The organism is Halocola ammonii (assembly GCF_049334165.1).
GTDB lineage: Bacteria > Bacteroidota > Bacteroidia > Flavobacteriales_D > Sanyastnellaceae > JBEGHD01.
In genome coordinates this window covers 145,408-171,694 of sequence record NZ_JBEGHD010000005.1, presented here as the reverse complement: position 1 = coordinate 171,694, position 26,287 = coordinate 145,408, and the positions used below count along the sequence as shown (strand labels likewise).

Here is a 26,287-nt window from a genome sequence, read left to right as displayed (position 1 = left end):
TTTCTTAGGCTTCCCCCTGAGGTCCGCCAAAGTTCATCGGCACTACCTGATCGTTCGATCCGATCTCCTGAATTTTTCCGTGTTGCTTCTCGTAGTTTTCTACGTTTTCACCCAGTGCTTTCATCAATCTTTTCGCGTGTTGTGGGGTCAAGACAATTCTCGACTTCACTTTCGCCTTTGGAATTCCCGGCATCACTCTCACAAAATCCACAACGAATTCGCTGGTCGAGTGTGTGATAATTGCCAGGTTGGAGTAAGTTCCTTCCGCAGCTTCTTCGGTGAGTTCAATATTGATTTTGTTCTTTTTATTCTTTTGTTCTTCTGCCATGCTTGATAATTATTTGCTCAATCCTACAAAATATTCGTCAATTCGTTCAGGTGACGAATCTCAAAGGTAATATTCTCCGAATGCCTTACCTCATCGGGATTGTAAAATACCTGGTCCCAACCGGCATTTCTCGCTCCACCCACATCAGCAATCAGGTCGTCACCCACCATCACACTTCTCTTTGACGAAGTTTTGGCTCGATCAAGTGCACTGTTGAAAACCCTGGGGTGAGGCTTCTTCTCCCCGACTTCCTCTGAAATAATGATTTCTGAAAAATAGGGAGTCAGTCCACAGTTCTCCATTTTTATGTGCTGTACTTCTTTGAATCCATTCGTGATGATGTGAAGTACGTACTTTTCAGCCAGGTAATCCAACGTTTCGATTGTTCCTGGTTTCAGGCCCTTTTGCCTTGGGCTCTCGGCTATGTATCCATCGCCAAACTCTATCGCCAGCTTTCGATCATCGAGGCCATATTTTTTGAACGTGTCGAGAAAACGAGTGACACGAAGAGTTTCCTTGTCCATTTCGCCCATGCGGTATTTGGCCCAGCAAGCTTCATTTATCTGCTTGTAAGTGCTGAGGAAATCTTCGAAGTTCTCCACACCGCGACCTCTCAACTCAAACACATCAAACAATCCTCTGAGAGCCACTTCTGAGTTGGCTTCAAAGTCCCAAAGCGTTCTATCGAGGTCAAAGAAAAGATGATCGTACTTTTTCATGTTTAAAGCATGTTTTTGATGTAGGTCGAAATCGCAGTAAGCAAAAGTGCCCAGCTAACAAATGAAACAATCATAATAATGAGTGTGTGCTTTTTGGACCTAAAGTATTTTGCGGCCAGCAGAGAGGCCAACGGAATTGAGATAAGCCCGGCTATGAGAGCCAATCCGCGCAAGCCAAAACTCCGCTTTACCTTAATGAGTCTTCTCTTTCCAGCTGAAGACTTCCGTTTTCCAAAGTTGTATTTTCTTTTACTCTCCACCCAGCTAAAAAACCACTCGCCACCGTAGTAAAACATGGCTACGCCAAATGCAGCGCCAACAGCGGTTATGGCAAAAGTTTCAACAAAGGAGTAGCCCAACCCGATCATTGCTGATGGTGTAAACAGAAACTTGACTATTGTCACCAACAGCCAGCCGATGATCTCGAGAACTTGCAAAGAGTAATTTTATTTTTCGCCAAATGCCAGGTCTCCGGCATCTCCCAGTCCTGGTACGATGTAGGCTTGTGCTGTCAACTCATCATCTATGGCCCCAGCCCAAATTGTCACGTTTTCAGGAAGTTTGCTTTTTACGTAGTTGATCCCCTGAACACTGGCAATTGCCGTGGCAATATGAATGTGTTTTGGATTGCCTTTTTGCAGAATATTTTTGTAGACCAGCACCATGCTCGAGCCTGTGGCCAACATTGGATCGGCAATTATCAGAGTTTTGTCATCGATATTTGGCCCAGACATATATTCTATTTCTATCTCAAAATCACCGCCTTTGTGATAGCGTCTGTAGGCTGAGATAAAGCAATTGTCGGCCTTATCGAAATAGTTCAAAAAGCCCTGGTGCATTGGCAAACCCGCTCGGAGAATAGTAGCCAAAACCGGGTGATCTTTTGGTACACTGGCTTCAGCTCCTCCAAGTGGAGACGTAATTTCTCGTTTTTCATAATCGAGCGTCTTGCTAATCTCGTAAGCCATCACTTCGCCTATACGCTCCATATTTCTGCGAAATCGCATGCGATCACCCTGAACCGTCTCATCGCGAATTTCAGAAATGAATTGATTGAGAATTGAGTTGCCCTTGCTTAAGTTGTGTACCATGCTCGCTGTATTCTATTCACCAATTTTGCTCTCTACCAAAAGTAAACATTGAAACCGGAAAGGACGATAAATTGACTACAATTATTCTTCTTCAGACTCGTGCTCCCGCGCAATCATGATCATCCTTTGGTAAAGATCTTTCCAACCTTTCCACTGCCATTTATCGCTCAGTGATTCATTATGCCAGAGACTAATGAAAGTGCCATTCACTTGACGCACTTCCGTAACTAATTTGCAGAGTTCCTGATAAGCTTCATCCGGTGTTAGTTCCATGTAGAAGTTTAGCGTGGCATCCATTGCCGCAAAGGGATAGAGAATGAGCTTGGTTGTGAAGTCCTGGTCGAGATCGTAAAAAGGAAATGGTGTGCATGTCCCGGCCCGGAAGCCAACACTCTGTGCAAAGCCCATGGTGTAGTCTTCTCTAATATCCAGATTGATGAGCCTGCGGTAGGTTTTGGGCAATTGAAGCATGAGAAAGTGTTGGCGTGAAACTGTTATTTCCCTCTTCACAATTTGTGAAAGTCTGCTCACCTCTTTTGGCAACTTATCCGGCTCGTAATTACTCATGAATCCCGGGTGGATGCCGACCCTGGAATGGTCTGCAATGGACTTGATCAGCGACTGGAAAGGCCGGCTGTTTACCGACACATTTTTATCGTTGTGACCGTAGTCGGCAAGTAGAAAAAAGTAAATGCATTCTACATCGAACTCATCGTGAAGAAACTGAAGCTCTTCGTACGTATCGAACGGATCGTGGTCTTTGCCTAACAAGGCTCGAAGCCTGGAAGTCAAGTTCTCAAGGTCCAGCTGAGAGATGTCTTTGGCGAATCCGCCCAGCGTTCTTACAAGTCCCTTGTGCTTGTAGGCAAAGGCACTGTCAATGTCGATGGTAGAGATAAATCTGTATTCGCGCTCCTGAAACTTTGCCGATGCGTAAATTGAACAGATAAGCCCTCTCAACTTGTAAGCCCACAAATCGATCACCGGCCGTTGTAAAAAATCGTATTCGCTGGCTATGGAATCTTCGGCTTTAAACCGGCCGTACTTATCACTGGAGTGAGGAAGGTATTCTTCGTATCTCGAAATCAAATAAAATGAAGCCGAAAACAAGTCAAACGGCACTGGAAGCTCAGAAGAGGTTGGAAACAAAGCAGGCAAATCACCCCATTTGCAATAATCAACCTTGCGTTCTTTTACTCCTCTCTCTTCGAGTAAGCCTACTGGGAGCACTTGAATTCCGGGCAAGTCCTCAATGTTAGAATAATTGAATTTCACACCATCGTATTCCTCGTACTTTTCGAGCTCATCGGTGAGTTCGAAGGGCTTCTGAAGGATGAGCTCAAAAATAACCTTACAGGTGTAGCTGAGCCTGTTGCCGATTTTCTCGGAGTAGATAAGAATCATACGCTAACTTAAATGGTCGATCATTTCTCTACAAATAAATTCCGCAGCGTGCCCGTCTCCAAAAATCTCTGGAAAATCTCTCTCCGACTCTTTAAGAAACTCAAGTGATCGTTCGACAATTACTCTTTTATCGGCATCGGCAATTACTGCAGCGCCTTGTTCTACCAGCTCAACCCACTCAGTTTGTGGCCTGAGAATCACGCAGCCTTTTTTAAAGAAATAAGCCTCTTTCTGCACTCCTCCAGAGTCTGTGATAATCAATCTGGCTTTTTTCTCCAGCATCACCATATCGAGAAATGAAACAGGAGGAATCATTTTCACATAATCTCCAGACTCTATTTTCGAAAGCAACTCTTTAGATAAATTTTGAGGGAGCATTTTTCGGGTCCTCGGGTGAAGGGGCAAGACGATCTTCAAATCGCTTTTCTCCGATACTTCAATGAAAGCTTCAAAAATACTTGTAAGTCTGGCGGGATCATCGGTATTGTGGTCTCGGTGAACTGTAGCCAGTATAAAGCCCTCAACTCCGTCACCCAGATCTTTCAGCACTTCTGAACGATCGTCTGCCAATTTAGAAAAGAAAAGACTGTTGTCATACATCACATCTCCGCTGTGGTAAATCCTGGGATTATCGATGTTGTATGGCTCTTTTGCGTCTTCCTGAAAACCTTCGTTCAACAGATTATTCAGTCCTTGTCTGGTGGGTGAAAAAAGAAGTGTACTCACGTGATCGCACATTATTCGATTGATTTCTTCGGGCATCGATTTATTAAACGAGCGAAGACCAGCTTCTACATGCACCACAGGAATGTGAAGTTTGGAAGCCGCGATAGCTCCAGCCAGAGTGGAGTTTGTGTCTCCGTAAAGTAAAACTGCCGAAGGACTGTGTTCGAGCAATTCCTTCTCAATTCCAGCAATCATTTTGGCTGTCTGCTCCCCGTGCTTGCCAGAGCCAACGCTAAGTTGAATGTCGGCCGGTGGGATTTGGAGCTCTTCAAAAAACACCTGTGACATGTTTTGATCGTAGTGTTGTCCGGTGTGCAAAATCACTTCCTCAAGCTCGTTGGAAAAGTGACTTTTTATTGCCCTGCTGATGGCCGCAGCTTTAATGATTTGAGGCCTCGCCCCAATTACAGTGAGAATTTTCTTCATGCTTTAGATTCAAATCAGCCCTTCATCGGCAAAACTGAAAAAGCCGGAGCCGGTGACTATTAGATGGTCTAACACCGGCAAATCTAAAAATTCGCCAGCGCTTTTCAATTTCCGCGTCAGTGCTTTATCCGCATCACTCGGTTTGATGTTTCCGGACGGGTGATTGTGAACCAAAATTAATGAAGATGCTTTGGTGTCGAGAGCAGCTGAATAAATCAGTTTTGGATCTGCTACTGTTCCGCTTATCCCGCCTCTGCTGATCATCCTTTTTGCTATTATCTTGTTGGCCCTGTTGAGCAGCAAAACCCAAAACTCTTCGTGTGGGAGATCTTCCAGAAGCCCGTGAAATATTTCGTAGACATCTTTACTACTTTCGATTTTCTGTCGTCTTTGAGCTATTGCCGATCTGCGTCTGCGCCCAAGCTCCAGAGCCGCAATGATAGAAATGGCTTTGGCTTCTCCAACTCCTTTGAAATGGCAAAGATCGTTCACCGTGAGCTTCCCGAGTTCATCCAGATTGTTCTTGGTGGATTTCAGGATTCTCCGCGAAAGCTCAACTGCACTTTCACTGGAATTTCCCGAGCCGATTAGGATGGCAATTAGCTCTGCGTCACTCAGTGCGGGCTTGCCTTTGAGCATGAGTTTTTCTCTGGGACGATCTTCTTCTGCCCAGGTAGAAATGGCATTGGTTGTGGTTTTAGTATAAGGCTTCATGAGCCACAATATACCATAAAAAAAGCCTTCCCCTGAGAGGAAGGCTTTTGAAATATCTTTTTAAAGATCGGGTTTACAGCTCGTTAACGTGCTTTGCGATCTTCGACTTTAGGTTAGCAGCTTTATTGCGGTGAATGACGTTTTTCTTAGCCAATTTGTCTAGCATAGAAAAAACTTCTGGCATTTGCTCTTCAGCCTGCTTCTTATCAGTCAACTCACGCAATTTACGTGCAGCATTTCTGGCTGTTTTGTAATAGTATTTATTTCTCTCTCTGCGTTTCTCAGATGAGCGAATTCTCTTAAGAGCTGATTTGTGATTGGCCATTTCTTACCTTTTTATTTCCAAAATTGAGGCTGCAAATATAATAATTTCCGAAGATCTTCAAAGCGTGAGGGCAAATTTAGGTGGTTTAATGGAAACTTTTAAGAGTCAAGTCAGTAAACAGTAGTGATAAACTCGCATACACCCTAAAAAACACATGCCTTACCTATTACGCAAATCATTATTTGTCTTTGCTCTGGCACTGATTTCGACTTCGGCTTTCAGCCAAAAGGTGAATCAGGACAGCTTGCTGGCAGTTGCGGATACAGCTGAGATAGATTCTGTTAAGGTATTCGCGTTGCTAGAAGCTGCAGAAGCACTTATCTTCAACAGCCCGGACAGCGCGTTGTATTTTGTGGACCGCGCTTTTGATATATCAGAAGAAGCCGAGTTTATCGAAGGATCTGCAAAATGCTACAATTACTATGGCATTCAAAGTGTGCTCGAGGGCGACAACCTTAAAGGCCTGGAAAACTTTCAGGCTGCTGAGTCCCTCTTTCAGAAAGCAGGAATACTTCTTGGAGCTGCTCAAACAACAAATAATATTGGCGTTATCTACAACAAGCTCGAGCGTCATCGCAAGGCGATCGAGCAGTACATCGCCTCTTATGAGATTTACGATAGCCTCGATAATTTCGATGGCAAAGGAACGGCACTTTACAACATCTCTTCCAATTACGCTGACGTGGCATCTTATGATACTGCGATGATGTACATCGACACTCTCGTCACCTTGCGTGCTATTCATCCTGAGATCTCTCCAGCCCACGATCTTCGTGCAGAAATTTTCTATCAGCAGGATAAGCTCGACAGCGCTGAGTTCTACTTCAAAAAGACACTCATCAATGGCATTCGCGAAAACGACCTGGCCCATGAAAACGACATTGTCCTATCGCTGGCCGATATTCAAATAAAGCTTGGTAAATACGGAGAAGCAGAGAAAAATCTGGAAAGAGGAATTGAGATAGCTGGCAAGAACCACTACTGGGAGATGGCTCAAAAATACTACGAGCTCAACGCAAAGCTACTGGCTGCCCAGGGTAATTACGATGCGGCTTACATCAGCCAGCAGCGATTTATCGAACTCAAAGACAGCCTCAACAAGGTGAATAATGCAGAACAGATAAACGAGCTGAATGCCAAATATCAAACTGCCAAGAAAGACAAGGAGCTCGCGGAAAACAAAAGGCTCATGGCTGAGCGCAAAGCTGCCGAAGAGATGCGCAACATCATCTTTGCAATCGTGATTGCCGCAATTCTGATTGTTGCCCTTTTGTCTATTTCTTTTTTACTCAAACAGAAGAAATCAAACAAACTGCTCAATCTTCAGAATGAAGAAATCAAAGAGCAGCGCCACAAGATCATCTCAAGCATCAACTACGCTAAAAAGATCCAGAATTCAATTCTCATTCCGGAGAAAGAGATTCGGAGAATACTCCCTTCGTCATTCGTGTTCTTCAAACCGAAAGACATTGTGAGCGGAGACTTTTACTGGTTTAGTAAGCAGGAAGAAAAAATAATCATGGCTGCAATAGATTGCACAGGACACGGAGTTCCAGGGGCTTTCATGTCGCTCATTGCAAACTCAAAACTCAACAAGGTGATTAATGAGTTGCAAATCACAGAGCCTTCAGAAATGCTCAATGTCCTGCACACAGAAATCGTGAGTTCTTTGCATCAGAATAACGATGAGGAAAACGCACAGGACGGGATGGACATGAGCATTTGCATCATTGACCCCAACAACAAGAAAATTGAATTTGCCGGTGCTCACAACTCCATGATGCTGGTGAATGGATCGGACATTACAGAAGTAAAAGCCGACTGTCTTTCGATTGGTGGCAGATTGTATGGAGATTCGAACTTTACGAGTAAGACGTTGGACTACAACCCTGGCGACAAGCTATTCCTTTACACCGATGGTTACATTGACCAGTTTGGCGGAGAAAATAACAAGAAGCTCAATAAGAAACGTTTCAAAAACTTGTTGCTGGAAATTTCTGAACTTTCTCCGGATGGAGCTAAAGATCGATTAGACGAATATCTCACAGAATGGAGGGGTGCAACACCTCAACTCGATGATATTTTGCTGATCGGGACCAGACTCGATTAGACTGGCTACTATAAACAGCAAGAATTTGTTTTTCAGAAACTGAAGCTGCAGTCAGAGGCAAAAGAACTTCCCACTGGAAAAGTAAAGACTGAGTCGTGTTTAGATCTCTTGGATTTTCACAGGAACAGAAAGTAATTCCCGATACTCTTCACCCTTCTCGAGCATTAGCTCATCTTCGGAATCCACCTCCCAGATTATCTCGACATCTGTACCGTTCTTTGAGGACTTTTCGAGAATTGAAAAAAGCTCTAGCAAATACCTACCTGAAGACGAATTGAAGTAATCGAGGTTGATTAAGAAGCTTACTTTATCTTTTGAACCTGAAGCGAGAAATTGCTCCATCCAACTGATGACGTCCTTGTAAAACTGGTACGAATTTTCTGGAAGTGATCGGCCTCTGACACAGAATACACCGGCTTGAGGATCCAGACGTACTTCAGGAGTATCTTCTGTTTGTTCGAGAATTAGTGGTTCCTGATCCATGCTTAAATTATTGTACCGTTATATGCATCGAGAAAAAGGACTGGTTCTTGTCAATCTCCTCAAATTGAAATCTGATTTTCTCGGAACTGGCTTTAGCGATTTCCATCAAACCAAGACCTGAGTTAGTTTTATCGGTCAAATTTAAACTTTCCTTTATTCTTTTCATGTGAGCTTGCTTGAGCTCTTCCTGATTCATCTCTCTGAGTTGAAGAAGTTTTTCTTTCAGCTCCTTTTGCTTGCTGTTATCCAGCTTATTTCCAGCCTGAAGAAACACACCCTTTTCATTTTTACCAATCATGAAAATACCTTCTCTGGACCCATCCTGCTCCAGTGCATGTTTAGAAACATTTTGCAGAACTTCAACGAGAATATGAATGAGTCGTTTTAAAACACGGACACTACCCGCATCAGAAGCAAAAGTACTTTCTATGATATTGATTATCGGCAAAACCGACTTTTGAGAGAAATCGCCCTTGTATTCCAAAATTACATCGCTACGCTCCATCATTCTGTACTTCTCTCGAAGCGTGTTGATATGATTGTAGTTATCTGGCTGATCGTCAGCAGCGTTTAGAAGTAAAATCTGTTGATGAAAATAGTAGAGGTCACCTCCACAAGGTTCTATTTCATAAAGGATTTTTTGGCCTGACTTTCTGGCTAATTCGATCAAACCTAATCCCGCGCCTCCTTTCTCACTTAGAGAGTTTTGCTCCAGACGCTCTTTGTACAGTGCTTTAAGCTGGTCCTTGTCTTTGTTGTTTATGGATTCCACCGTTTGCTTAAGATCCTCCACCTGGTCCTCTTTCACCAGATTAACTGAATTGATCAAATAGGCTGTTCCGAGATTTTTAAGGCTAAAGACACCATCGTCTTTCTTTTGCAATGACTCTTTAGTGGCATGCTCACCATGCCTTACAATGTTTTGAAAACACTCAACTAAAAGAAAGGATACCTTTCTGTTGATTTTTGGAAGCTGTTGATTGATCGCAATGGTATTCTCACTAATATCCAAAATACGGTTTGTGATATCATCGGAGAATGGACCTCTGTAAGTAAAAGACAGACCATAATCCTGAGAGTTTTTAAAGAACTCATGGGCAGTAGCGGAGTCAACAGACATTTTAGTGGTTCGGTTTGAAAATTAAAACTAAGAAGATTGACCACAACAGAGCGCGTTTCTTCATTAAAGAATTAACAGCCGAAGGTCGAATACTTTCAGACAGTGCGAATTTCTGAGTATGATCAAAGGGTTATCCAGCATTCTATACGGCAAATTTCGGTGAAAAGTTTGCGATTTTTTTGCTCTGGAGAACGAGGTGAGATTCAAATATTTGGGCATAAAAAAAGGCGCTTAAAAAGCGCCTCTAAATGTAGCCCGTAGGGGATTCGAACCCCTGCTACCAGGATGAAAACCTGGCGTCCTAACCCCTAGACGAACGGGCCATTGTTCAAAATTGGAGTGCAAATATAGCAAGCAATTTCATTCCGCAAAACATTCCTGAAAAAATTATTCATTTTCTTCTTCGAACTCGAATTTGAAACCAAGTCGCTTTCCTGTAGCCACCGTCAGTTGCTGGCTTCGCTCCTGAATCTGGCCAACGGAAATTTGCTGAATATTTCTGCAAGGAGGGGTAAACAAGTCGAATTCTAGAGTGAACTGAACTACCTCATCAACAATTCTTTTGATGTGATCTTTATCCAAGATTGATTCAAAAAAGTCTTTGTGCAAAAAGCTCATTTTACCTTTGCCCTGCACAAAAAAGTGATTGTCCATATTGATGAAAATTCGAGCTATGAGATACCCAAGATCCTGGGAGCGCTGATACTTGATGCTGTCTGCCAAAAAGTTGTAAACGGTAATGGTCCCGACAAAGCCTCTCAGTTCGTTTTCGCGGAGATAGCTGCTTCTCCATAAATGATGCGAGCCATCAAACTTGAAAATATTTGTGTGCATGTTAAAGTAGAGAATATCTCCAGCAATCTTTACTTCCGCCTCAAAGTCTCCCTTGTCTTTAACGTAAAACTCCAACCTGGGGTCTGACTCAAACTTGACCTGAAGCTCTTGAATTAGCTCTGCAAGCACCTCCTTAAACTCTGCAAAATAGGCTTTAGTAATATCGAAAACATCCTGCTTTAAGGCAGACTTTTCGCCTACGATCTGCACTATTTCATTTCGAACCTTTTCCATACTAATATGCTTTTGCGAAGATTACTCTGCGCTTTGAGGGCTCGCCTGTCAAAATGCATTTGCCTTCTTCGGTGTCGTTATCCAAAGGTATACATCTGATAGTAGCACTTGTTTCCTTCTTGATGCGCTCCTCCGTTTCTGCAGTCCCGTCCCAGTGAGCTTTGACAAAGCCACCATGTTTCTTTAATATTTCTTTGAACTCCCTGTAGGAATTAGCCTCTCTTGTTTGACTTTCTCTAAAGTCTAGCGCTTTCTGAAATAAGCTGGATTGAATAGTATCCATTAGCTGAGCGCTGTGCTCTACTATTGCATCAAAAGAAACTGATTCCTTTTCGCCTGTATCTCTTCGTGCTACTTCCGCTGTTCCATTCTCCAGGTCACGAGGTCCAATTGCTATTCTCACAGGCACACCCTTCATTTCATACTCGGCAAATTTCCAGCCCGGCTTTTTTGTGTCGTCATTATCGAACTTTACCGAAATCCCTCGCTCTGAAAGTGATGAAACGAGCTCAGCTGCCTTTTCAGCAACGGCAGCTCGCTGCTCATCAGTTTTATAAATAGGAACAACTACCACCTGAATTGGAGCTAATTTCGGAGGAAGTACCAATCCCTGATCATCAGAATGAGTCATGATCAAACCACCAATTAATCTTGTGGAAACACCCCATGAAGAAGCCCACACAAGTTCCTGAGTACCTTCTTTACTTGCGTATTTTACGTCAAATGCTTTGGCAAAATTCTGCCCAAGGAAGTGAGATGTACCCGCCTGTAGTGCTTTTCCATCTTGCATCAAGGCCTCAATGCAATAGGTTTCTTCAGCACCAGCAAATCGCTCACTTTCTGTTTTAATACCCTTAATGACTGGCATCGCCATGTAGTCCTCTGCGAACTTTGCGTAAAGGTCGAGGATCAGCTCGGTTTCCTCAATCGCCTCTGCTTTGGTAGCGTGTGCTGTGTGACCTTCTTGCCAGAGAAATTCAGCTGTCCTAAGAAAAAGTCGCGTTCGCATTTCCCATCTCACCACATTAGCCCATTGATTAATCTTCAAAGGCAGGTCACGATGAGATTGCACCCAGGATTTGAAAGTGTTCCAGATGATTGTTTCTGAAGTAGGTCTAACTATGAGCTCCTCCTCCAACTTAGCATCCGGGTCGACTTCAACACCACCCTTATCGTCTGCTTTCAATCTGTAGTGCGTTACAACAGCACATTCTTTCGCAAACCCTTCAACGTGGGCAGCTTCTTTACTTAAGTACGATTTTGGGATGAACAAAGGGAAGTAAGCGTTCTGGTGACCAGTTGCTTTGAATTTAACATCCAACGTATCGCGCATCTTTTCCCACAAGGCATAGCCATGCGGTTTTATCACCATGCATCCTTTCACATCGGAGTGCTGAGCCAGGTCTGCTGTCAACACCAATTCGTTGTACCACCTCGAGTAATCCTTCTCTCTGCTTGTAAGCTTTGCCGCCATATGATTTTTGGTATAATAATTGTTTCTTCAGGGGTGCACAAAAATAGGAATTTTATTATCTTAGGCTTGTGTGAGCTAACGCTCAAAATCGCTTTAGCACCACCTAAAAGAAAGGAAAAAACCATGAGAAATTTCACTTACATATTTCTAATTAGCATTGTCGGAATTCTTTCCTCTTGCGGCTCCGCTCTTTACACTGCAGAGGGCTATGAAAATGACGACATTTATTATACGCCAGGTGAAGCCGATCGCCCTCGCTACAGCGAGTATGAGTCGGAAAATGAAGCTGAAGAAGCCATGGAAGACGATTACTACAGTGAAGAAAGGATCGCTGAAAACGAACAACTTCAGGCATCGGACCAAAGAGGTACTGGCAATACTTATAACAACTATTACAACTACTACCGATACCAGCAAAGCCCATTTGCCAGACACGGATTTTACGATCCGGTTTACTCTTCAGCATGGTTTAGTCCATACAACACCTTTGGACCTACCTATGGAGGATGGAATATCAGCTTTGGCTGGAACGTAGGATACAACTGGGGCTCGCCTTGTTACTCATGGTACCGCAGACCTTGCTTTATGTGGGGTGCCCATAATCCATACACTCCTTTTTGGAATCCTTACGATCCGTTTTATGCCGGAACTTATTACTCACCTTTCTATTCCGGCTACTACGGTTACGGATATGGTTTTAGTGGATATCACAATTACTATGACGGTGGCGCTACTGGATATCACTACGGTCACAGAACACCTATTGCGAGCAATGCGGATGTTAACTCAAACTACACTGGTGGAACCATCTACGCTGTCAGAAATGCAACAGAAACACCAATAAAAGACAGAGGTAACAAAGGAAATGTACCTTCAGCTTATGCAGAGAAAAGACCAGTGAATAATTCTGAAGATGGATTGGTAAAACCTTCCAGAGAAAATTCCTCAGATGATATTTCTCAGAATTACGAGTCTCGCACTCCAGCTGTTGGATCTGGCAATGTTAATCGCGGAAGCAACGACATGGCCACAAATAGCACAACGGAATATTATCAATGGAAACCAACTCGCGAGAGCGCTGTTGAGAGAAAACCTCGTCCTGCTAGCTCAAGCACAACCAGTCGACCTAGCAGTGCTAGCAGACCAGATGTAGAAACCAGACCAGATGTAGAAACCAGACCAGCTGGGACAACGAGACCTCAACGTGAGACTAATCGCCCGGACTACTATCGCAAACCAGATCGCACGACTGACAGTCGTACGGAAAGAAGCAGAACGAATACTTATCGTGAACGAACTGAATCTCGCAGCACTCCGAGCTACCGCGATAGAGGAAGCAGAAGCACCCCATCGAGAGGCAGCAGGCCATCTTACAATCGTCCGAGCAGGAGCAGTGGCAGCAGTCGCCCTTCTTACAACAGGTCTTCAAGGTCTTCCAGAGGAGGAAGCTATACCCCGAGCAGATCTAGCGGTGGTTCGAGAAGCACTGGTGGTTCGACAGGAGGATCTCGTTCTTCCGGCTCACGCAGTGGTGGCAGAAGGTAACATCTGATCACTCGAATATTCACCAGCTGAAAACATCAATCATGAAAAAGATCATAATTGCATTTGTAGTGCTCTGCATTTGTCAGCCACTCTTTGCCCAAAACGAAATCGATGCACTCAGATATTCCTGGACGGGAATCGGAGGAACAGCGCGATACGTTGGGATGGGTGGAGCCTTTGGTGCCCTAGGTGCAGATTTCTCAACGCTTAGCACTAACCCAGCTGGTGTTGCGATGTACAGACGTTCAGAAGTAACGTTCACTCCAGGCTTTGTCAATACCATCACATCGTCAACCTACGAGGGAAACAGAAATTCCGAGAATAATTTTGTACTTAATGTGAACAATCTCGGCCTTGTTGCGACATTTGAGCCAGAAGACGTGAACTGGATCAAAACCTCTTTTGCTGTAGGCTACAATCACCAGTCAAACTTCAATCAGCATTTTGCAATTTCAGGCCCTAACAGCACAAGCTCCATGGCAGATGCTTATGTCAATCAGGCCAATGGCACCAGTAGCGATGAACTGGTAGATAGATTTCCGTTTTTCTCAGGAGGTGCCTGGGAGACATATATTATTGACCCCGTAGAAGACGTTGATGGTGAGTACCAACCGGCCTTCAATAGTAGCGCTCCAAAAGAACAAATCCTGGACGTGGAGAGATCCGGGTCAATGGGAGAAGTTGTACTCAGCTTTGGAGGAAATTTCAGAGATAAACTCTACATGGGTATGACTGTCGGTATTCCAAGAGTTAGATTTGAAGAGGAAAGGACTTACCGAGAAATAATTGACGATCCTACCTCTCCATTACGATCTTTTCGACATACCAACGAATATGAAACAAGCGGTAGCGGAATTAACATCAAAGCCGGCCTTATTTATCGAGTTTCAAATTGGCTGAGGGTTGGAGCAGCGGCTCACACTCCTAGTTGGCTTACCCTGACTGATGTCTACTCAGATGAGTTTGCAGCACACTTTGAAGATGAGGCTGGAGATCCGGATGACTACAGGTCACCTTCCGGAAGCTTTGACTACAGACTAAGAACTCCTGCCCGATACATGGGTAGTGCGGCATTTATTTTGGGAAAAAGAGGGGTAATCAGTGCAGATTACGAGTATGTGGATTACAGTCAGGCTAAACTAAACCCCTATGACGAGCGAGTTGATGACTATGAGTTTGAAATAGAAAACGCTACCATCAAAGACGTTTACAGAGGTACTCACAATGTTAGAGTTGGTGTTGAATGGCGAGTTCTACCCCCACTAAAAATCAGAGGAGGTGTGATGTACCAGCAGTCGCCTTTCGAAAGTGATGTAAGTTCAACTAATCCTGATGTGATCGCTATCTCAGGCGGAATCGGTTACCGTGGAACTAAAATGCACATTAACCTCTCATATACGCGTCAAGAAGTCACATCTCGTTATGATCTGTATGATCCGGAGCTTGTAAATCCAGTGCAAAACAATCGAGGACAGAATCAACTGCTTGCCACTGTCGGTTGGTTTCTCTAATACAGTAAAATATTTAGAAATAAAAAAAGCGGCCTGAGCCGCTTTTCCTTTTTCAATATGATTTGGTTGAGGCACCTATGCCTTCTTAAGTTCTTTTGCAAGCATTTTCTCAATGCGCTCAGTTTCTTCTTCCGCCAATTCTTTATCAACAAGAAGTCTTCCACTGTGCTCATCAACGATGATCTTTTTGCGAGCTGCAACATCCAGTTGTTTTTGGGGAGGAATGGTGATGAAAGACCCTGCAGATGCATCTCTATCGATCGGCACAATGCCTAGTCCATTTCTCGATGCGTTGCGAATACGCTGATAAGCCTTCAGCAAGCGATCTTCGATATCCTTTTCAGCCTGTTCAGCTTTCTTTACAAGGATTTCTTCCTCTCTTTTATTCTCCTCAACAATCTCGTCCAGCTCTTCTTTCTTCAACTCGAGGTCCTTCTGACGATCTTCGAGTTTCTCTTTGGCTGCATCCAGCACTTCTTGCTTGTTGGCTTTCGCAGCCTGAGCTTCTTTTATCCTCTTTTCAGCAAGCTGAATTTCCAATCCCTGGTATTCGATTTCCTTGTTAAGGGAGTCGAACTCACGGTTGTTACGTACGTTCTTTTGCTGCTCTTCGTATTTTTTTATGAGCGCTTCGGCTTCCTTGATAGCATTTTTCTTGTCGGAAATTTGCTTTTCAATTTCGGCCATTTCGTCTTCTACCTTTTGAAGACGTGTTTGGAGTCCTGCAATTTCGTCTTCGAGGTCTTCCACTTCCAATGGAAGCTCACCTCTGATAATGCGTATATTATCGATTCGAGAATCAATCACTTGCAAAGCGTATAGCGCACGCAATTTATCCTCTACCGTAGCTTTCTTCTTCGCCATGCTCAGAAATAATTTATGGGATTTGTGTTTACATCCGTAAAATGGAGTGCAAATGTAGGAAATTTTTCCTTTAGCAAATCACCAAAAAGTTCGATGGTAAACTGTTCACTTTCATAGTGGCCGATGTCAGCAATTACAATCTTGCCATCGGCATCGAAAAACTGGTGATATTTAAAGTCTCCAGTGATGAAAATATCAGCCCCTGCACCTACTGCGGCTGGAAGCAGGAAGCTGCCCGATCCTCCACAAACGGCAACTTTTTTAATAGTTTCCGAAACTGGATGGGTGTGACGAATCACAGACACACCCATACTATTCTTTAGGTACTTCAAAAACGAACTGAATTCCATGGGTTCTTTGAGCTCTCCAACCATTCCAGCTCCTACCTGCGGATTGCTGTTTTTCATCTCGTAGATGTCATAGGCCACTTCTTCATAGGGATGCGCTTTTTTCATTGCTGAAATGATTGCCGATTGCTTCCACCTGTCGAATTCCACCTCTACCTTGGTTTCTTGCTCCTGGTGTCGCTGGCCTTTTTCGCCCACGAAAGGATCTGTTCCATTTCCAGGTTTGAAAGTTCCGGTGCCCTTTAGGTTAAAGCTGCACTCACTGTAGTCGCCAATGGCTCCGCCCCCAGCTTCGAAAATGGCATCCTGGACAGCTTGCACATGGTCGTTCGGCACGAATACCGCGAGCTTCCTCAAGCTCCCGCCCATGGGCGCCAAAATTCGCCTTTCTTCCAAACCAAGTTTATCCGCAATCTTATTATTCACACCATTTGCCACATTGTCTAAGTTGGTGTGCGCGGCATAGATTGCGATATCATTTTTTATTGCTTTAATAATGGTTCGCTCAATATAGTTTTTGCCCGTAAGAGACTTCAGCCCGGCAAACACAATTGGATGGTGAGCGATCACAAGATTAACCCCTTTTGAGATGGCCTCATCGATCACCTTTTCGGTGCTATCGAGACATAGCACTGCGCCATTTATTTCCATTCGCGGATCTCCGGTGATGAGTCCTGCATTATCGTAGCTTTCCTGCAATGCCAGTGGTGCAATTTCGTTTAGTGCTTTGGTGATTTCTCTTAATAACATCTCTCTTGGTTTGGAATTTAGGCGAATTTAAAACTTAGTTTGGTTTTGTATGTTTATCGCACCTAAACAGATTCCTCAATGAAAGTCATTCGCTGGTTTTTACTTCCTTTTGCCATGCTTTACAGTGCGGCTGTTTGGGTTCGAAACAAGCTTTTCGATTTGGGAGTGATTAAATCCTACGAGGCGGAGATTCCATCGATTGTTGTAGGAAATCTTTCTGCCGGAGGAACCGGAAAAACCCCTCACACAGAATTACTTGTTAGGATACTTCATCAGGAATATTTCACCGCCATTTTGAGCAGGGGCTATGGTCGAAAAACCAGAGGGTTCGTTATGGCTGACGAGGGCCTAACCGCTGACGATCTCGGTGATGAGCCTTTTCAATTTCACGAGAAGTTTGGCGAAGTAATGATCGCTGTGGACGAAAACCGCGAACGCGGAATCAAAATGTTAATGAAGCAAGTACCCGAGCCAGATGTTATACTGCTCGATGATGCATTTCAGCACAGAAAGGTGAAAGCCGGACTTTACATTCTGCTCACTTCTTTCAGTTGTCCATTTTACTCAGACTTACCATTGCCTACTGGCAACCTCAGAGACAATAAGTCGCAGCGAAAAAGAGCAGATATCATTATCGTAACCAAGTGCCCCCCATTTATTGGTGAGGAAAAGAAAAAGCAGATCACAGATCGAATCAAGCCACTTCCTCATCAAAAGGTGCTTTTTTCTTCGATCCACTACGCGAAACCAAAGGCTGTTTTTCAAAACAAAGATTTTCAAGATTTCGAAGAGGCCGTTGTGGTTACCGGAATTGCCAACCCCGCACCACTTCTTTCAGAGCTGGAGGGGAAATTTGACAAAATCGTACACAAGAAATTTCCCGACCATCACTCCTTTACCAAAGCCGACATTCGATCGATCACTAGAGCTTTCGATAAGTTGGAGAGCAATCGGAAATGCATCATCACCACCGAGAAAGATGCCATGCGACTGAAAAACCACAGCGAAAAAGGCAAACTATCAGAACTCCCTCTTTTTTACATCCCCATTGAAATTCAGCTTTTGGACTGCATGAAATGGTTTGAAGAACACATCGTGACTTTCATAAATGACTTTAAAACTGACGTCTGAAAATTGCTGACATTGGAGAAGACCGTAAATCTTCAGTAAATTCGTGCTTCAAACAAAAAACAGCGAAATGATACAACGCATTCTATTTTTCTCAATTTCAGCTTTACTTCTTGCCTCCTGCACCAATCAAAATAAAAAGGGAATTAGCGGAGTGGTTGAAGGAGCTGAGGATCAAACTATATATTTTGAAAAATACGTTGACAACAAACCTCAGCCGGTAGACACAGCTACTGTAGACGCTGAAGGGAATTTCTACATTGACGGAACCGACCATCTGCCAATGGATTACTACAGGTTGCGATTGGGGGAAGACAAAACTCTGATTTTGCTGACTGACAGCAGCGAGTCTGTTTTTATTAAAACGAATGAGGAAAATTTTAGCATGCCTCAGAAGGTCAAAGGCTCCAAAAACACGGCACTCTTGCGCGACTTCAATCAGAGAATGAAAGATTTTGTAGCTCAGACCGACTCTCTTCAAAAAGAGTTTCAAAACGGTGATGTTTCCAATGAAATGAAAGCCCAGATCAAATCGAGTTACACTGAAATTGTTTCTGAGAAAAACGATTTCGCCAGAGATTTTATCGACAACAATATGGGATCTCCAGCAAGCCTTTCGGGACTCGCTCAACTCAACCTCGACACAGACATGGCTTACTACGAAAAGGTTCAGGATGCATTGAAAGAGGATTTCGGACACTCCTTTTACTACAAAATGATTGGCACCCAAATAGAGAGCTACAAGAAGAAAAAGAAATTGGCCGAAAGCGGACAAATCGAGCGTCCTGAGAAAAACAGCAAGTACAAACCCGGAATGATGGCTCCCAACATCGAAATGGAGGGCCCAACCGGCCAGGTTAAAGAGTTGAAAGACTTACGCGGTAACGTGGTGCTGATTGACTTTTGGGCCTCGTGGTGCAAGCCGTGCAGAAGAGAAAACCCCAACCTGGTGCGCACTTACCAGAAATACAAGGATGATGGGTTCGAGGTTTTCTCCGTTTCTTTCGATAAAAATAAAGATCGCTGGATTCAGGCAATTGAAAACGACAATCTCACCTGGGATGGCCACGTTAGCGACCTGCAAGGCTGGCAAAATGCAGCTGGCCAGGAGTATGGCATTTCGAGTATTCCTCACACCATTTTGCTCGATGAAAAAGGTGAAATCATTGCTACAAAACTTAGAGGTGCTTCTCTCGAGCAAAAACTGGCAGAAGTTTTTGGCCACTAAAATTTCGAGGAAAAACCTTTAAGCCCGCTACAGAATCACCGTGATGGAATTGCCCAAAAACAAAAAGATCTACTTCGCATCGGACTTTCACCTGGGCGCACCAAACAAGGAAGAGAGCCTGCCTCGCGAAAAAAAAGTCGTGAATTGGCTTGAAGAGTGCCGAAAAGACGCGGAAGAAATCTTTTTAGTTGGCGACCTTTTCGACTTTTGGTTCGAATATAAACACGCAGTTCCTAGAGGTCACGTAAGGCTCTTAGGCAAAATTGCCGAGATTACGGATAGCGGTATTCCCGTTCACGTTTTCACCGGAAACCACGACATGTGGATTTTTGACTATCTGCCAGAAGAAACTGGAGTCAAACTTTACCGAGAACCAATTCAAAGAACCTGGAATGGAGTGAAGTTTTACATTGGACACGGTGACGGACTCGGGCCAGGTGACCACGGCTACAAGTTCATCAAGAAAGTTTTTGCCAGCAAGGTTTGCCAGTGGCTATTTGCCAGACTACATCCAAACTTCGGAATAGGGATGGCCAACTTTTGGTCGAAGACTAGCAGAAAACAATCTGGCGAGAAGGACAAAACATTTCTTGGAGAAGACAACGAATGGCTCGCCATTTACTCGAGAGAAATTTTAGAGAAAGAACACTTTGACTACTTCGTTTTCGGTCACCGACATCTTCCGATGGAAATTGACCTCAACGAAAAGAGCAAGTACATCAATCTCGGTGACTGGATTGACCACTTTACTTATGGCGTTTTTGACGGCCAGAAAATGGAGCTGAAAAACTATCGGCAGTAAGCAATCACGCATTGTGAAATTTGCGAATCAAGTCTACCATTCGGTTTGAGTAGCCAATCTCATTATCGTACCATCCTACAACTTTCACCATTTTTCCAATCACTGAAGTTAGCTGAGCATCAAAAAGGCATGAGTGACTGTTTCCTAAAACATCAACACTAACCACCGGGTCTTCGGTATACTCCACAATTCCTCGATACCTTCCGTTGCTCGCCTCTTTAAAAGCCTCGTTGATTTCAGCAACACTCAGGGTGTTTTTAACTGAGCAAGTAAGATCTGTTAAAGAACCGTCTGGCACGGGTACTCGAATTCCGCATCCACCAATAACTTCGTTCAGGTGAGGAAAAACCCTGGTGAGCGCTTTTGCCGCACCAGTTGTAGTAGGAACAATCGATTGGGTAGCAGCGCGTGCCCTTCTCAAATCTTTGTGCGGGGCATCGTGTAAACGCTGATCACCAGTAAAAGAATGAACTGTGGTGATGTAGCAGCTCTCGATCTCGCAAAGCTCATCGACCAGCTGAAGCAGAGGAGCGGCATTATTTGTAGTACAGGATGCATTAGAAATGATCTCTAAATTGGAATCAATCACCTCGTCATTTACTCCAAGCACAACGGTTGGCATGCTGTTGTCTTCTGGCGGAGCCGACACGATCACTTTCTTAACCGACTCAGACAGATGAGGCCTCACTTTGCTGGCTGACTTAAACAAGCCTGTGCATTCCACAACAATTGATGCACCTGCTCTATCCCAGGAAATATCTCCAGGGTTTTTCTCACGAGAATATTGGATTGGCTTTCCATTAAGTCTCAGAACACTTTTCTCGTAATCTACTTCAATGGCTCCTTTCCACTGGCCATGAATCGAGTCGTACTTAAACAAGTGAGCCATAGACTCCAGCTCTGCAGTGTCATTAATAGCTACCAACTCCAGGTCATTACTCTGAAGAATAAGGCGAGCGGTCATCCGCCCTATACGGCCAAAACCGTTGATTCCAACTTTGATCTTTTTCATAAGTCCGGCAAGTTAAAAATTTACTTCCGCTCCTTAAGTCACGCGGATTTCATTTTAAACAGAACCCGACAAACAAGACATAAAAAAGCCGCGCTTTCTCGATGAAAGCGCGGCTTTAAAATTATTTTGATTTAAGCCTCAGCTTATCTCATAATTACAAACTTAGAAACTCCGCTAGCTTTGCCAGCTTCGAGGCTCAGGATGTAGTTTCCTACAGGAAGCTCAGCGAGATCTAGTTTCACTGAGTTTTTACCTCCAGGAAGGTTTCCTTTGCGGATGGTCTTCATTAGTTTTCCACTAATGTTGTAGATTTTTACTGTTGCATCTTTAACTCCTGCATCAGAAACAAACTCAAGAGTTGCGTTGTTGCTCGTTGGGTTTGGATACACTAGAAGCTGGGCTTGATCGTCTGAATCAAATCCGTCTTCTTCATCCACATTTACAATAGCGTAGTCTTCAGTCTTCATGATACCGCGACCGTGCGTTCCTGCATAAACAAAACCGTAGTTGGTTGCGTCAATAAAGCGTTCGTTATCATAAATCTGCTGATCAAGCGTGTAAACTGGTACTTTTTCCATATCTCCCGTGTTGCATTGCTCCCAACTGTCACCAGCATCTTCTGAAAGGTAAATACCAAATTCAGTACCGACAATGTATCGATCTGGATTAGTTACGTCAATCAGGCAAGAGTATACTGGCATTGCATTCAGCGCAGGGTTGTCGAGACTCCAAACATTACTAAAGTCAGGAGTATCTGAAGTTGCGTTGGTAGAGCGTCTAACTTTGCTGCCACCACCGTAGTTACCGTAAACAACAATCACGTGATCGTTGTCATTTGGATCTACTGCCACGTCCATAGCAACGTTTCCTGAAGTTTCAATTTCAACCGGGGCAGGTAGATTAGCAAACCCTTCTTCTGTCCAGGCATCCTGCAATCCGTCAAGTCTGTAAAGACGTCCGGCTGTAGTTGTGTAGAACATGTGCTCACCATCTTTGGTAAACTCGATGTCCGTTACATATCCGCTCACACTTGGAACTACCTTGTACCACTCTGGTGTGGTATTGAAATCAAGCCCCTGTCTGGTCAACCAAATACCAGCCGATCCCTGAAAACCGATAGCAAGCATAGAAGTGTATGGGTCAAGAACCTGAATTCTCTCTTTCACTTCCGTCTGTACATCTTCAGCATAGCGGTACATTGAATCGCATTCAACTGTGAATTCATAAATAGGAGTCTCAACGAAAGTAGTATCGTAACCGATAGTGATACAAAGTGTTGTATCAGAATCCGGACCTGTCATGACAGTGTAGCAAGAATCAATAGGATTGAGAACTGTTTCAATATCGGTCCCTACTTGAGTAGTATCGACAGTATCACACTCCACGATAATTTCCGCAAGGATTTGCGACTCAAGCCAAAAATAGTTTGGATCAAATTCACCTAGAGGCTCATCGAGAATTACTTCAGGACGAACAAGCTCTTCCCAATAGCGAAGTGAATCACCTGCTGGAAGTGTGTAAGTGTAAGGAATGGCCATATTTTCAGAAAGTACAGTAAAGTCAGTAGGCTCATCACTCACAAAAGTAGAGTCATAAGGGTTCTGGAGAACCACATACTGCTCTGAGTTCGGGTTGTTAGTGTTTTCGTGAAGTTCGATACACGTAAAGAACTGACCAACTTCACCACCATTTGTTGCGAAGAGAGTCGCCAGATCTCCACTGTAGAACTGTGAAGGCTCTGCTTGTGCGTAGCTTCTTCTCAAATCACCATAATAAAGTGTTCCGAAGAAAGCACCCTGATCGTCTGCAGTAACTTTTGAAATCTCTGTTCCGAAACCATCACCTCCCAAAACTTGAATAGACTCGAGGTCAGAAAGGAAAGTTCCATCATTAGGAATGTATTGTGTTCCGTTATCTTGAGTACCACCCATTACGTTGTCTCTAGATGAGTGCGCAATGTCGTAGAACTGAATGGTCTTGAAACCTTTACTGGAAGTACTAAATGTCTGACCATTGTCATTTGACTTGAATACTCCTCCATCAGTTCCGATGTAGAGGGTTCCATCATCAGTGTACATGAACTCGTGAATATCGGAGTGCACATAGAGGTTCGAAGTTCCAAATGCAAAGTTCGCAGCAATTTGCTCAGGCTGCTGATTGGTAGCTCCACACTTCCAAAGCGTGACACCACCAAAGAAAGCCGTTTCTGGATCGCCTTTCTTTACAATTACAATATTGTCATAGAACCCTTGTCCATTAGTTCCAAACGGGTTGTAATTTGGATTACCTGCTGGCCATATTTCATTCCAGCTATCTCCCATGTTAGTTGAAGCGTATGCTCCACCCATGTTTCCACCATTTGAGAATAAGGCGTACATGTAATTTGGATCATCTGGAGAAATTGCCAACTCTACACGGTTACCACCTGGCAAACCAGCTGAGATATTTTCCCAGTTTTCTCCACCATCGGTAGATCTGTAAACCACCTGAAAGCGATTGGCCGCCAACATAACTGAACCGTCAGGAGTCACCTGAAGGTCGTCAATTCCACCTGAAGAAAGTCCAGATAGGGCTCCTTCTTCGGTTGGGTCGTAAAGTTCTTCTGTTTCTACGTTGTAGTAACCAAGTCCACCATTGAATGCAATCCAGACTTTGTTACCGTCCAATGGGTCAGTTCTCAGCTGCTCAATAAATGTCCAGTCAGAGTTTCCATTAAACAAAGTTGGCTGGGTTCCTTCTACTAGTGAAAATGTTTCACCGTCATCCTTTGAGATAAAAAGCCCCCCACCGAGGAAACCACTTCCTCCGGCACCGTTAGGACTTTCAAATCTAGAACCTGTTCCAACGAGGATGTCTCCGTTTCCAGCAATTGCTAATGAAGAAACCATGAGGTTATCATCAATACCACTGGCACCGCCAAAACCATCTACTCGACCCCAGTTGTTTCCGGCATTGTAGGAAACCCACAATCCACCTGAAACGGATCCTGCGTAGAGTGTATTATTGTCCACCGCTGCGATGGCTCTGGTTCTACCTCCAACGTTGTCAGGCCCCATTTCTACCCAATTAATGTCTGAAGCAGAAGATCTGGTTGAGGGTGTTGTTCTAATCGCTTCTCTAGTAGCTGCGATATCTTCAGGCTCAATCTCGCCTGTGTTAACGTTCGATTTGATAAGCTTGTAATACTCCTGAGCTCCTTTGATACCCTGGTCTGAAGCCTGAGCCTGGCGCGTTGAGTAGTTAGCTTTAATTGTGTCTGCCGTGAGGTTGGCTGCTACAATAGCGATCAAAGCCACTGTGGCCAATCCGCTGGAAATAAATAGTAAACTTTTTAATTTCATCTTAAATGTAGATTTTCTCCAGATTTAGTAAACGAGCGGCAATTTACAATAATTAACAAATCATTAAAACTGATTTTCTCGCAAATGCCGCGATATATATACGTATCAAAAACTCCTTTTCTTAAAACAAGTGTTTCTCAGCATGATAGGACGATCTTACAAGAGGACCACTTTCAACAAATCGAAAACCTTTTTCAAGACCAATTTGTTTGTACTCCTGAAATTTTTCAGGGCGAATAAACTCCTGAACCGGTAGGTGTTTTGGAGTTGGCTGTAAATATTGACCTAAGGTCATCACATCAACACCCACAGATCGCAAGTCATCCATTGTTTCTACAATTTCCTCTTGCGTTTCCCCTAATCCGAGCATTATGCCTGACTTGGTTTTCATCCCTCCTTTCTTCAGTCTGCGTAGTACCTCGAGACTTCTGTCATATTTGGCCTGAATGCGAACTTCTTTGGTTAGCCTCCGAACAGTCTCGAGATTGTGTGAGACTATTTCGGGAGCAACATCTATAACGCGCTGAAGGTTTTCCCACTTGCCTCCGAAGTCTGGAATGAGTGTTTCCAAAGTTGTCTCAGGGCATTTTCTACGAATAGCACGAACCGTCTGTGCCCAAATCTCCGAACCACCATCGGCCAAATCATCTCGGTCTACACTGGTGATCACAGCATGTTTCACTTCCATCAGGTGAACAGACTTGGCGACCTTTGCTGGCTCGAACTGGTCTACGTCTCCCGGCCTTCCAGTTTCCACGGCACAAAAACCACAACTTCTGGTACAAACATTTCCCAAAATCATAAAGGTAGCTGTACCTGCTCCCCAACACTCGCCCATATTTGGGCAGTTTCCGCTTTCGCAAATTGTGTGAAGACCGTGCTCTGAAACAATGTCACGCACTTGCTTATAACTCTCACCCGTAGGCAATTTCACCCTGAGCCACTTGGGCTTTGGAGTCCGCTGTTTTTTTTCTTTCTCTACTAATAAGGTTTCTGTCATCTTGCGGTATACTTCTTTCCAAAGAAAAAATTGAGGAACAAAGTGGTGAAGAGCTGGCGGTTGTTGGCCACTTCACTTTCTGCCATAATTGGAATTTCCCTAAGGTATGCATCCATGGCAACTCCTACCTCAATCCCCTTAATTCTGTCGTTTTCGTTCGAGTATTCAAAATTGAATGCGAATTTGGCGAAAGCCCCGGGATATAGCTTTAATTCAGAAAGCCCTCTGAATCCACTGGCTTTGCCATAAATAAGTTCAATATCGTGACGTTCAGGATCGTAACGCTCCACCTGCAGCGAGTCGTAAGGGATTGACGGATAACCGATTTCCAGGTATACGGGTTTTGTAACTCCGAGTGATGGACCCACCTGCCAGTGAAACCCGACCTGAACTCCCTTTTGCCTTATTTTCTCAGTGATGATGTGTTTTTGACCAATGGTAGGCCTAAAAATGTAAAAGTTGTTGAGCTTCCCGTAGACGTAACCCCGAGAGTCTTCATAAACCGGATTGTAGCTCTTAATTTCCTTTTCGTGCTTCATGTAAAGAATATCGAGCCCAAAGGTCCAGACATTCTTAATGCCCTTGTATTTCCCGAGATAGAAAAAACCTCCCGCTCCGTTGGTATGAATGCTCAAACCACCAGCAAATTGAGAATTGTAAATCAACTTCACATCCTCCTCAACCCCTTCGTCCTGGCCAAAACTGTTCAGTACCAGGAAGAGCAGCAATAATGTAGCGGGAATTCTAATCAAGTTTATTACGTTAATTTGT

24 protein-coding genes and 1 tRNA gene are annotated in these 26,287 nt (G+C 43.9%); 6 read left to right on the top strand and 19 right to left on the bottom strand.

The genetic code is table 11. The features are described 5' to 3' along the window. Positions 1 to 4: 4 nt before the first annotated feature. From ABHV44_RS07065 to rpsT, 8 genes are all read right to left on the bottom strand, one after another. A complete protein-coding gene (locus tag ABHV44_RS07065; RefSeq protein ID WP_459073967.1) occupies positions 5 to 328 on the bottom strand; it encodes a DUF3467 domain-containing protein in 324 nt (107 codons plus the stop codon). Positions 329 to 351: 23 nt separating this feature from the next. Then, positions 352 to 1,047 (bottom strand): YjjG family noncanonical pyrimidine nucleotidase, encoded by a 696-nt coding sequence (locus ABHV44_RS07060; RefSeq protein ID WP_459073966.1) that lies wholly within the window; start codon positions 1,045 to 1,047, stop codon positions 352 to 354. 2 nt (positions 1,048 to 1,049) lie between these two features. Continuing rightward, positions 1,050 to 1,484, bottom strand: a complete 435-nt coding sequence (locus ABHV44_RS07055; protein ID WP_459073965.1) for a hypothetical protein — start codon at positions 1,482 to 1,484, stop codon at positions 1,050 to 1,052. A gap of 9 nt (positions 1,485 to 1,493) precedes the next feature. Beyond that, positions 1,494 to 2,138, bottom strand: coding sequence for a uracil phosphoribosyltransferase (gene upp, locus ABHV44_RS07050; protein ID WP_459073964.1), 645 nt, complete (start codon positions 2,136 to 2,138; stop codon positions 1,494 to 1,496). Between the two features lie 81 nt (positions 2,139 to 2,219). After that, positions 2,220 to 3,542, bottom strand: coding sequence for a polysaccharide deacetylase family protein (locus tag ABHV44_RS07045; RefSeq protein ID WP_459073963.1), 1,323 nt, complete (start codon positions 3,540 to 3,542; stop codon positions 2,220 to 2,222). 3 nt (positions 3,543 to 3,545) lie between these two features. Then, positions 3,546 to 4,694, bottom strand: a complete 1,149-nt coding sequence (gene wecB / locus ABHV44_RS07040) for a non-hydrolyzing UDP-N-acetylglucosamine 2-epimerase (protein WP_459073962.1) — start codon at positions 4,692 to 4,694, stop codon at positions 3,546 to 3,548. Positions 4,695 to 4,703: 9 nt separating this feature from the next. Beyond that, positions 4,704 to 5,408 (bottom strand): RadC family protein, encoded by a 705-nt coding sequence (gene radC / locus ABHV44_RS07035; protein WP_459073961.1) that lies wholly within the window; start codon positions 5,406 to 5,408, stop codon positions 4,704 to 4,706. 73 nt (positions 5,409 to 5,481) lie between these two features. Further along, positions 5,482 to 5,733 carry a 30S ribosomal protein S20 gene (gene rpsT, locus ABHV44_RS07030; protein ID WP_459073960.1) on the bottom strand — a complete coding sequence of 84 codons (252 nt, stop codon included), beginning with the start codon at positions 5,731 to 5,733 and terminating at the stop codon, positions 5,482 to 5,484. 154 nt (positions 5,734 to 5,887) lie between these two features. Between rpsT and ABHV44_RS07025 the strand changes: the two genes are divergently transcribed. Next, positions 5,888 to 7,843, top strand: a complete 1,956-nt coding sequence (locus ABHV44_RS07025; protein WP_459073959.1) for a SpoIIE family protein phosphatase — start codon at positions 5,888 to 5,890, stop codon at positions 7,841 to 7,843. Positions 7,844 to 7,942: 99 nt separating this feature from the next. Here the strand turns inward: ABHV44_RS07025 and ABHV44_RS07020 are convergent, their stop codons facing one another. The 5 genes from ABHV44_RS07020 to proS all read right to left on the bottom strand — a co-directional run bounded on the left by ABHV44_RS07020 (position 7,943) and on the right by proS (position 11,988). Beyond that, positions 7,943 to 8,326 carry a DUF1987 domain-containing protein gene (locus tag ABHV44_RS07020; RefSeq protein ID WP_459073958.1) on the bottom strand — a complete coding sequence of 128 codons (384 nt, stop codon included), beginning with the start codon at positions 8,324 to 8,326 and terminating at the stop codon, positions 7,943 to 7,945. A 7-nt stretch (positions 8,327 to 8,333) separates the two neighbouring features. Then, complete coding sequence (locus tag ABHV44_RS07015; protein ID WP_459073957.1) at positions 8,334 to 9,446, bottom strand: SiaB family protein kinase; 1,113 nt, start codon at positions 9,444 to 9,446, stop codon at positions 8,334 to 8,336. Positions 9,447 to 9,697: 251 nt separating this feature from the next. Next, positions 9,698 to 9,769: transfer RNA gene (locus ABHV44_RS07010), tRNA-Glu, on the bottom strand. A 64-nt stretch (positions 9,770 to 9,833) separates the two neighbouring features. Further along, on the bottom strand, positions 9,834 to 10,514 hold the full coding sequence (locus tag ABHV44_RS07005) for a hypothetical protein (protein ID WP_459073956.1): 681 nt from the start codon (positions 10,512 to 10,514) through the stop codon (positions 9,834 to 9,836). A 1-nt stretch (position 10,515) separates the two neighbouring features. Beyond that, positions 10,516 to 11,988: a proline--tRNA ligase gene (proS, locus tag ABHV44_RS07000; protein ID WP_459073955.1), complete on the bottom strand. Its 1,473-nt coding sequence runs from the start codon at positions 11,986 to 11,988 to the stop codon at positions 10,516 to 10,518. A 123-nt stretch (positions 11,989 to 12,111) separates the two neighbouring features. Here proS and ABHV44_RS06995 point away from each other — a divergent pair, with 123 nt between their 5' ends. Beyond that, a complete protein-coding gene (locus ABHV44_RS06995) occupies positions 12,112 to 13,533 on the top strand; it encodes a hypothetical protein (RefSeq protein ID WP_459073954.1) in 1,422 nt (473 codons plus the stop codon). A 41-nt stretch (positions 13,534 to 13,574) separates the two neighbouring features. Further along, complete coding sequence (locus tag ABHV44_RS06990; protein WP_459073953.1) at positions 13,575 to 15,044, top strand: OmpP1/FadL family transporter; 1,470 nt, start codon at positions 13,575 to 13,577, stop codon at positions 15,042 to 15,044. 75 nt (positions 15,045 to 15,119) lie between these two features. Here ABHV44_RS06990 and ABHV44_RS06985 read toward each other — a convergent pair whose 3' ends face one another. Both ABHV44_RS06985 and ABHV44_RS06980 read right to left on the bottom strand, forming a co-directional pair. Next, on the bottom strand, positions 15,120 to 15,908 hold the full coding sequence (locus ABHV44_RS06985) for a zinc ribbon domain-containing protein (RefSeq protein WP_459073952.1): 789 nt from the start codon (positions 15,906 to 15,908) through the stop codon (positions 15,120 to 15,122). A 2-nt stretch (positions 15,909 to 15,910) separates the two neighbouring features. Then, positions 15,911 to 17,005: a Nif3-like dinuclear metal center hexameric protein gene (locus ABHV44_RS06980; RefSeq protein WP_459073951.1), complete on the bottom strand. Its 1,095-nt coding sequence runs from the start codon at positions 17,003 to 17,005 to the stop codon at positions 15,911 to 15,913. Positions 17,006 to 17,083: 78 nt separating this feature from the next. Between ABHV44_RS06980 and lpxK the strand changes: the two genes are divergently transcribed. The 3 genes from lpxK (at position 17,084) to ABHV44_RS06965 (ending at position 20,163) form a co-directional block, all read left to right on the top strand. Next, on the top strand, positions 17,084 to 18,136 hold the full coding sequence (gene lpxK / locus ABHV44_RS06975) for a tetraacyldisaccharide 4'-kinase (RefSeq protein WP_459073950.1): 1,053 nt from the start codon (positions 17,084 to 17,086) through the stop codon (positions 18,134 to 18,136). A 67-nt stretch (positions 18,137 to 18,203) separates the two neighbouring features. Then, positions 18,204 to 19,361, top strand: a complete 1,158-nt coding sequence (locus tag ABHV44_RS06970) for a thioredoxin-like domain-containing protein (protein WP_459073949.1) — start codon at positions 18,204 to 18,206, stop codon at positions 19,359 to 19,361. A 43-nt stretch (positions 19,362 to 19,404) separates the two neighbouring features. Continuing rightward, entirely contained in the window at positions 19,405 to 20,163 is a 759-nt protein-coding gene (locus tag ABHV44_RS06965) for a UDP-2,3-diacylglucosamine diphosphatase (RefSeq protein WP_459073948.1), read from the top strand. Positions 20,164 to 20,167: 4 nt separating this feature from the next. On the opposite strand, the gene gap is transcribed toward ABHV44_RS06965, so the two are convergent. The 4 genes from gap to ABHV44_RS06945 all read right to left on the bottom strand — a co-directional run bounded on the left by gap (position 20,168) and on the right by ABHV44_RS06945 (position 26,268). Beyond that, positions 20,168 to 21,175, bottom strand: a complete 1,008-nt coding sequence (gap, locus tag ABHV44_RS06960; RefSeq protein ID WP_459073947.1) for a type I glyceraldehyde-3-phosphate dehydrogenase — start codon at positions 21,173 to 21,175, stop codon at positions 20,168 to 20,170. 143 nt (positions 21,176 to 21,318) lie between these two features. Then, positions 21,319 to 24,516 carry a T9SS type A sorting domain-containing protein gene (locus ABHV44_RS06955; protein WP_459073946.1) on the bottom strand — a complete coding sequence of 1,066 codons (3,198 nt, stop codon included), beginning with the start codon at positions 24,514 to 24,516 and terminating at the stop codon, positions 21,319 to 21,321. A 121-nt stretch (positions 24,517 to 24,637) separates the two neighbouring features. Beyond that, the gene (gene lipA, locus ABHV44_RS06950) at positions 24,638 to 25,516 is read right to left on the bottom strand and encodes a lipoyl synthase (protein WP_459073945.1); all 879 of its coding nucleotides are present in this window, start codon (positions 25,514 to 25,516) and stop codon (positions 24,638 to 24,640) included. Further along, positions 25,513 to 26,268 (bottom strand): hypothetical protein, encoded by a 756-nt coding sequence (locus ABHV44_RS06945; RefSeq protein WP_459073944.1) that lies wholly within the window; start codon positions 26,266 to 26,268, stop codon positions 25,513 to 25,515. Before ABHV44_RS06945 ends, lipA begins: the two co-directional genes overlap by 4 nt. Positions 26,269 to 26,287: the final 19 nt, after the last annotated feature.

Coding starts and splice junctions, on each gene's coding strand:
- upp (WP_459073964.1), bottom strand. CDS start 2,138: ATGGTACACAACTTAAGCAAGGGCAACTCAATTCTCAATCAATTCATT.
- ABHV44_RS06965 (WP_459073948.1), top strand. CDS start 19,405: ATGGAATTGCCCAAAAACAAAAAGATCTACTTCGCATCGGACTTTCAC.
- ABHV44_RS07015 (WP_459073957.1), bottom strand. CDS start 9,446: ATGTCTGTTGACTCCGCTACTGCCCATGAGTTCTTTAAAAACTCTCAG.
- ABHV44_RS06970 (WP_459073949.1), top strand. CDS start 18,204: ATGATACAACGCATTCTATTTTTCTCAATTTCAGCTTTACTTCTTGCC.
- ABHV44_RS07020 (WP_459073958.1), bottom strand. CDS start 8,326: ATGGATCAGGAACCACTAATTCTCGAACAAACAGAAGATACTCCTGAA.
- ABHV44_RS07060 (WP_459073966.1), bottom strand. CDS start 1,047: ATGAAAAAGTACGATCATCTTTTCTTTGACCTCGATAGAACGCTTTGG.
- ABHV44_RS07045 (WP_459073963.1), bottom strand. CDS start 3,542: ATGATTCTTATCTACTCCGAGAAAATCGGCAACAGGCTCAGCTACACC.
- ABHV44_RS06990 (WP_459073953.1), top strand. CDS start 13,575: ATGAAAAAGATCATAATTGCATTTGTAGTGCTCTGCATTTGTCAGCCA.
- lpxK (WP_459073950.1), top strand. CDS start 17,084: ATGAAAGTCATTCGCTGGTTTTTACTTCCTTTTGCCATGCTTTACAGT.
- ABHV44_RS06985 (WP_459073952.1), bottom strand. CDS start 15,908: ATGGCGAAGAAGAAAGCTACGGTAGAGGATAAATTGCGTGCGCTATAC.
- ABHV44_RS07025 (WP_459073959.1), top strand. CDS start 5,888: ATGCCTTACCTATTACGCAAATCATTATTTGTCTTTGCTCTGGCACTG.
- lipA (WP_459073945.1), bottom strand. CDS start 25,516: ATGACAGAAACCTTATTAGTAGAGAAAGAAAAAAAACAGCGGACTCCA.
- gap (WP_459073947.1), bottom strand. CDS start 21,175: ATGAAAAAGATCAAAGTTGGAATCAACGGTTTTGGCCGTATAGGGCGG.
- ABHV44_RS06995 (WP_459073954.1), top strand. CDS start 12,112: ATGAGAAATTTCACTTACATATTTCTAATTAGCATTGTCGGAATTCTT.
- radC (WP_459073961.1), bottom strand. CDS start 5,408: ATGAAGCCTTATACTAAAACCACAACCAATGCCATTTCTACCTGGGCA.
- wecB (WP_459073962.1), bottom strand. CDS start 4,694: ATGAAGAAAATTCTCACTGTAATTGGGGCGAGGCCTCAAATCATTAAA.
- ABHV44_RS07065 (WP_459073967.1), bottom strand. CDS start 328: ATGGCAGAAGAACAAAAGAATAAAAAGAACAAAATCAATATTGAACTC.
- ABHV44_RS06955 (WP_459073946.1), bottom strand. CDS start 24,516: ATGAAATTAAAAAGTTTACTATTTATTTCCAGCGGATTGGCCACAGTG.
- ABHV44_RS07005 (WP_459073956.1), bottom strand. CDS start 10,514: ATGGAAAAGGTTCGAAATGAAATAGTGCAGATCGTAGGCGAAAAGTCT.
- ABHV44_RS06980 (WP_459073951.1), bottom strand. CDS start 17,005: ATGTTATTAAGAGAAATCACCAAAGCACTAAACGAAATTGCACCACTG.
- rpsT (WP_459073960.1), bottom strand. CDS start 5,733: ATGGCCAATCACAAATCAGCTCTTAAGAGAATTCGCTCATCTGAGAAA.
- proS (WP_459073955.1), bottom strand. CDS start 11,988: ATGGCGGCAAAGCTTACAAGCAGAGAGAAGGATTACTCGAGGTGGTAC.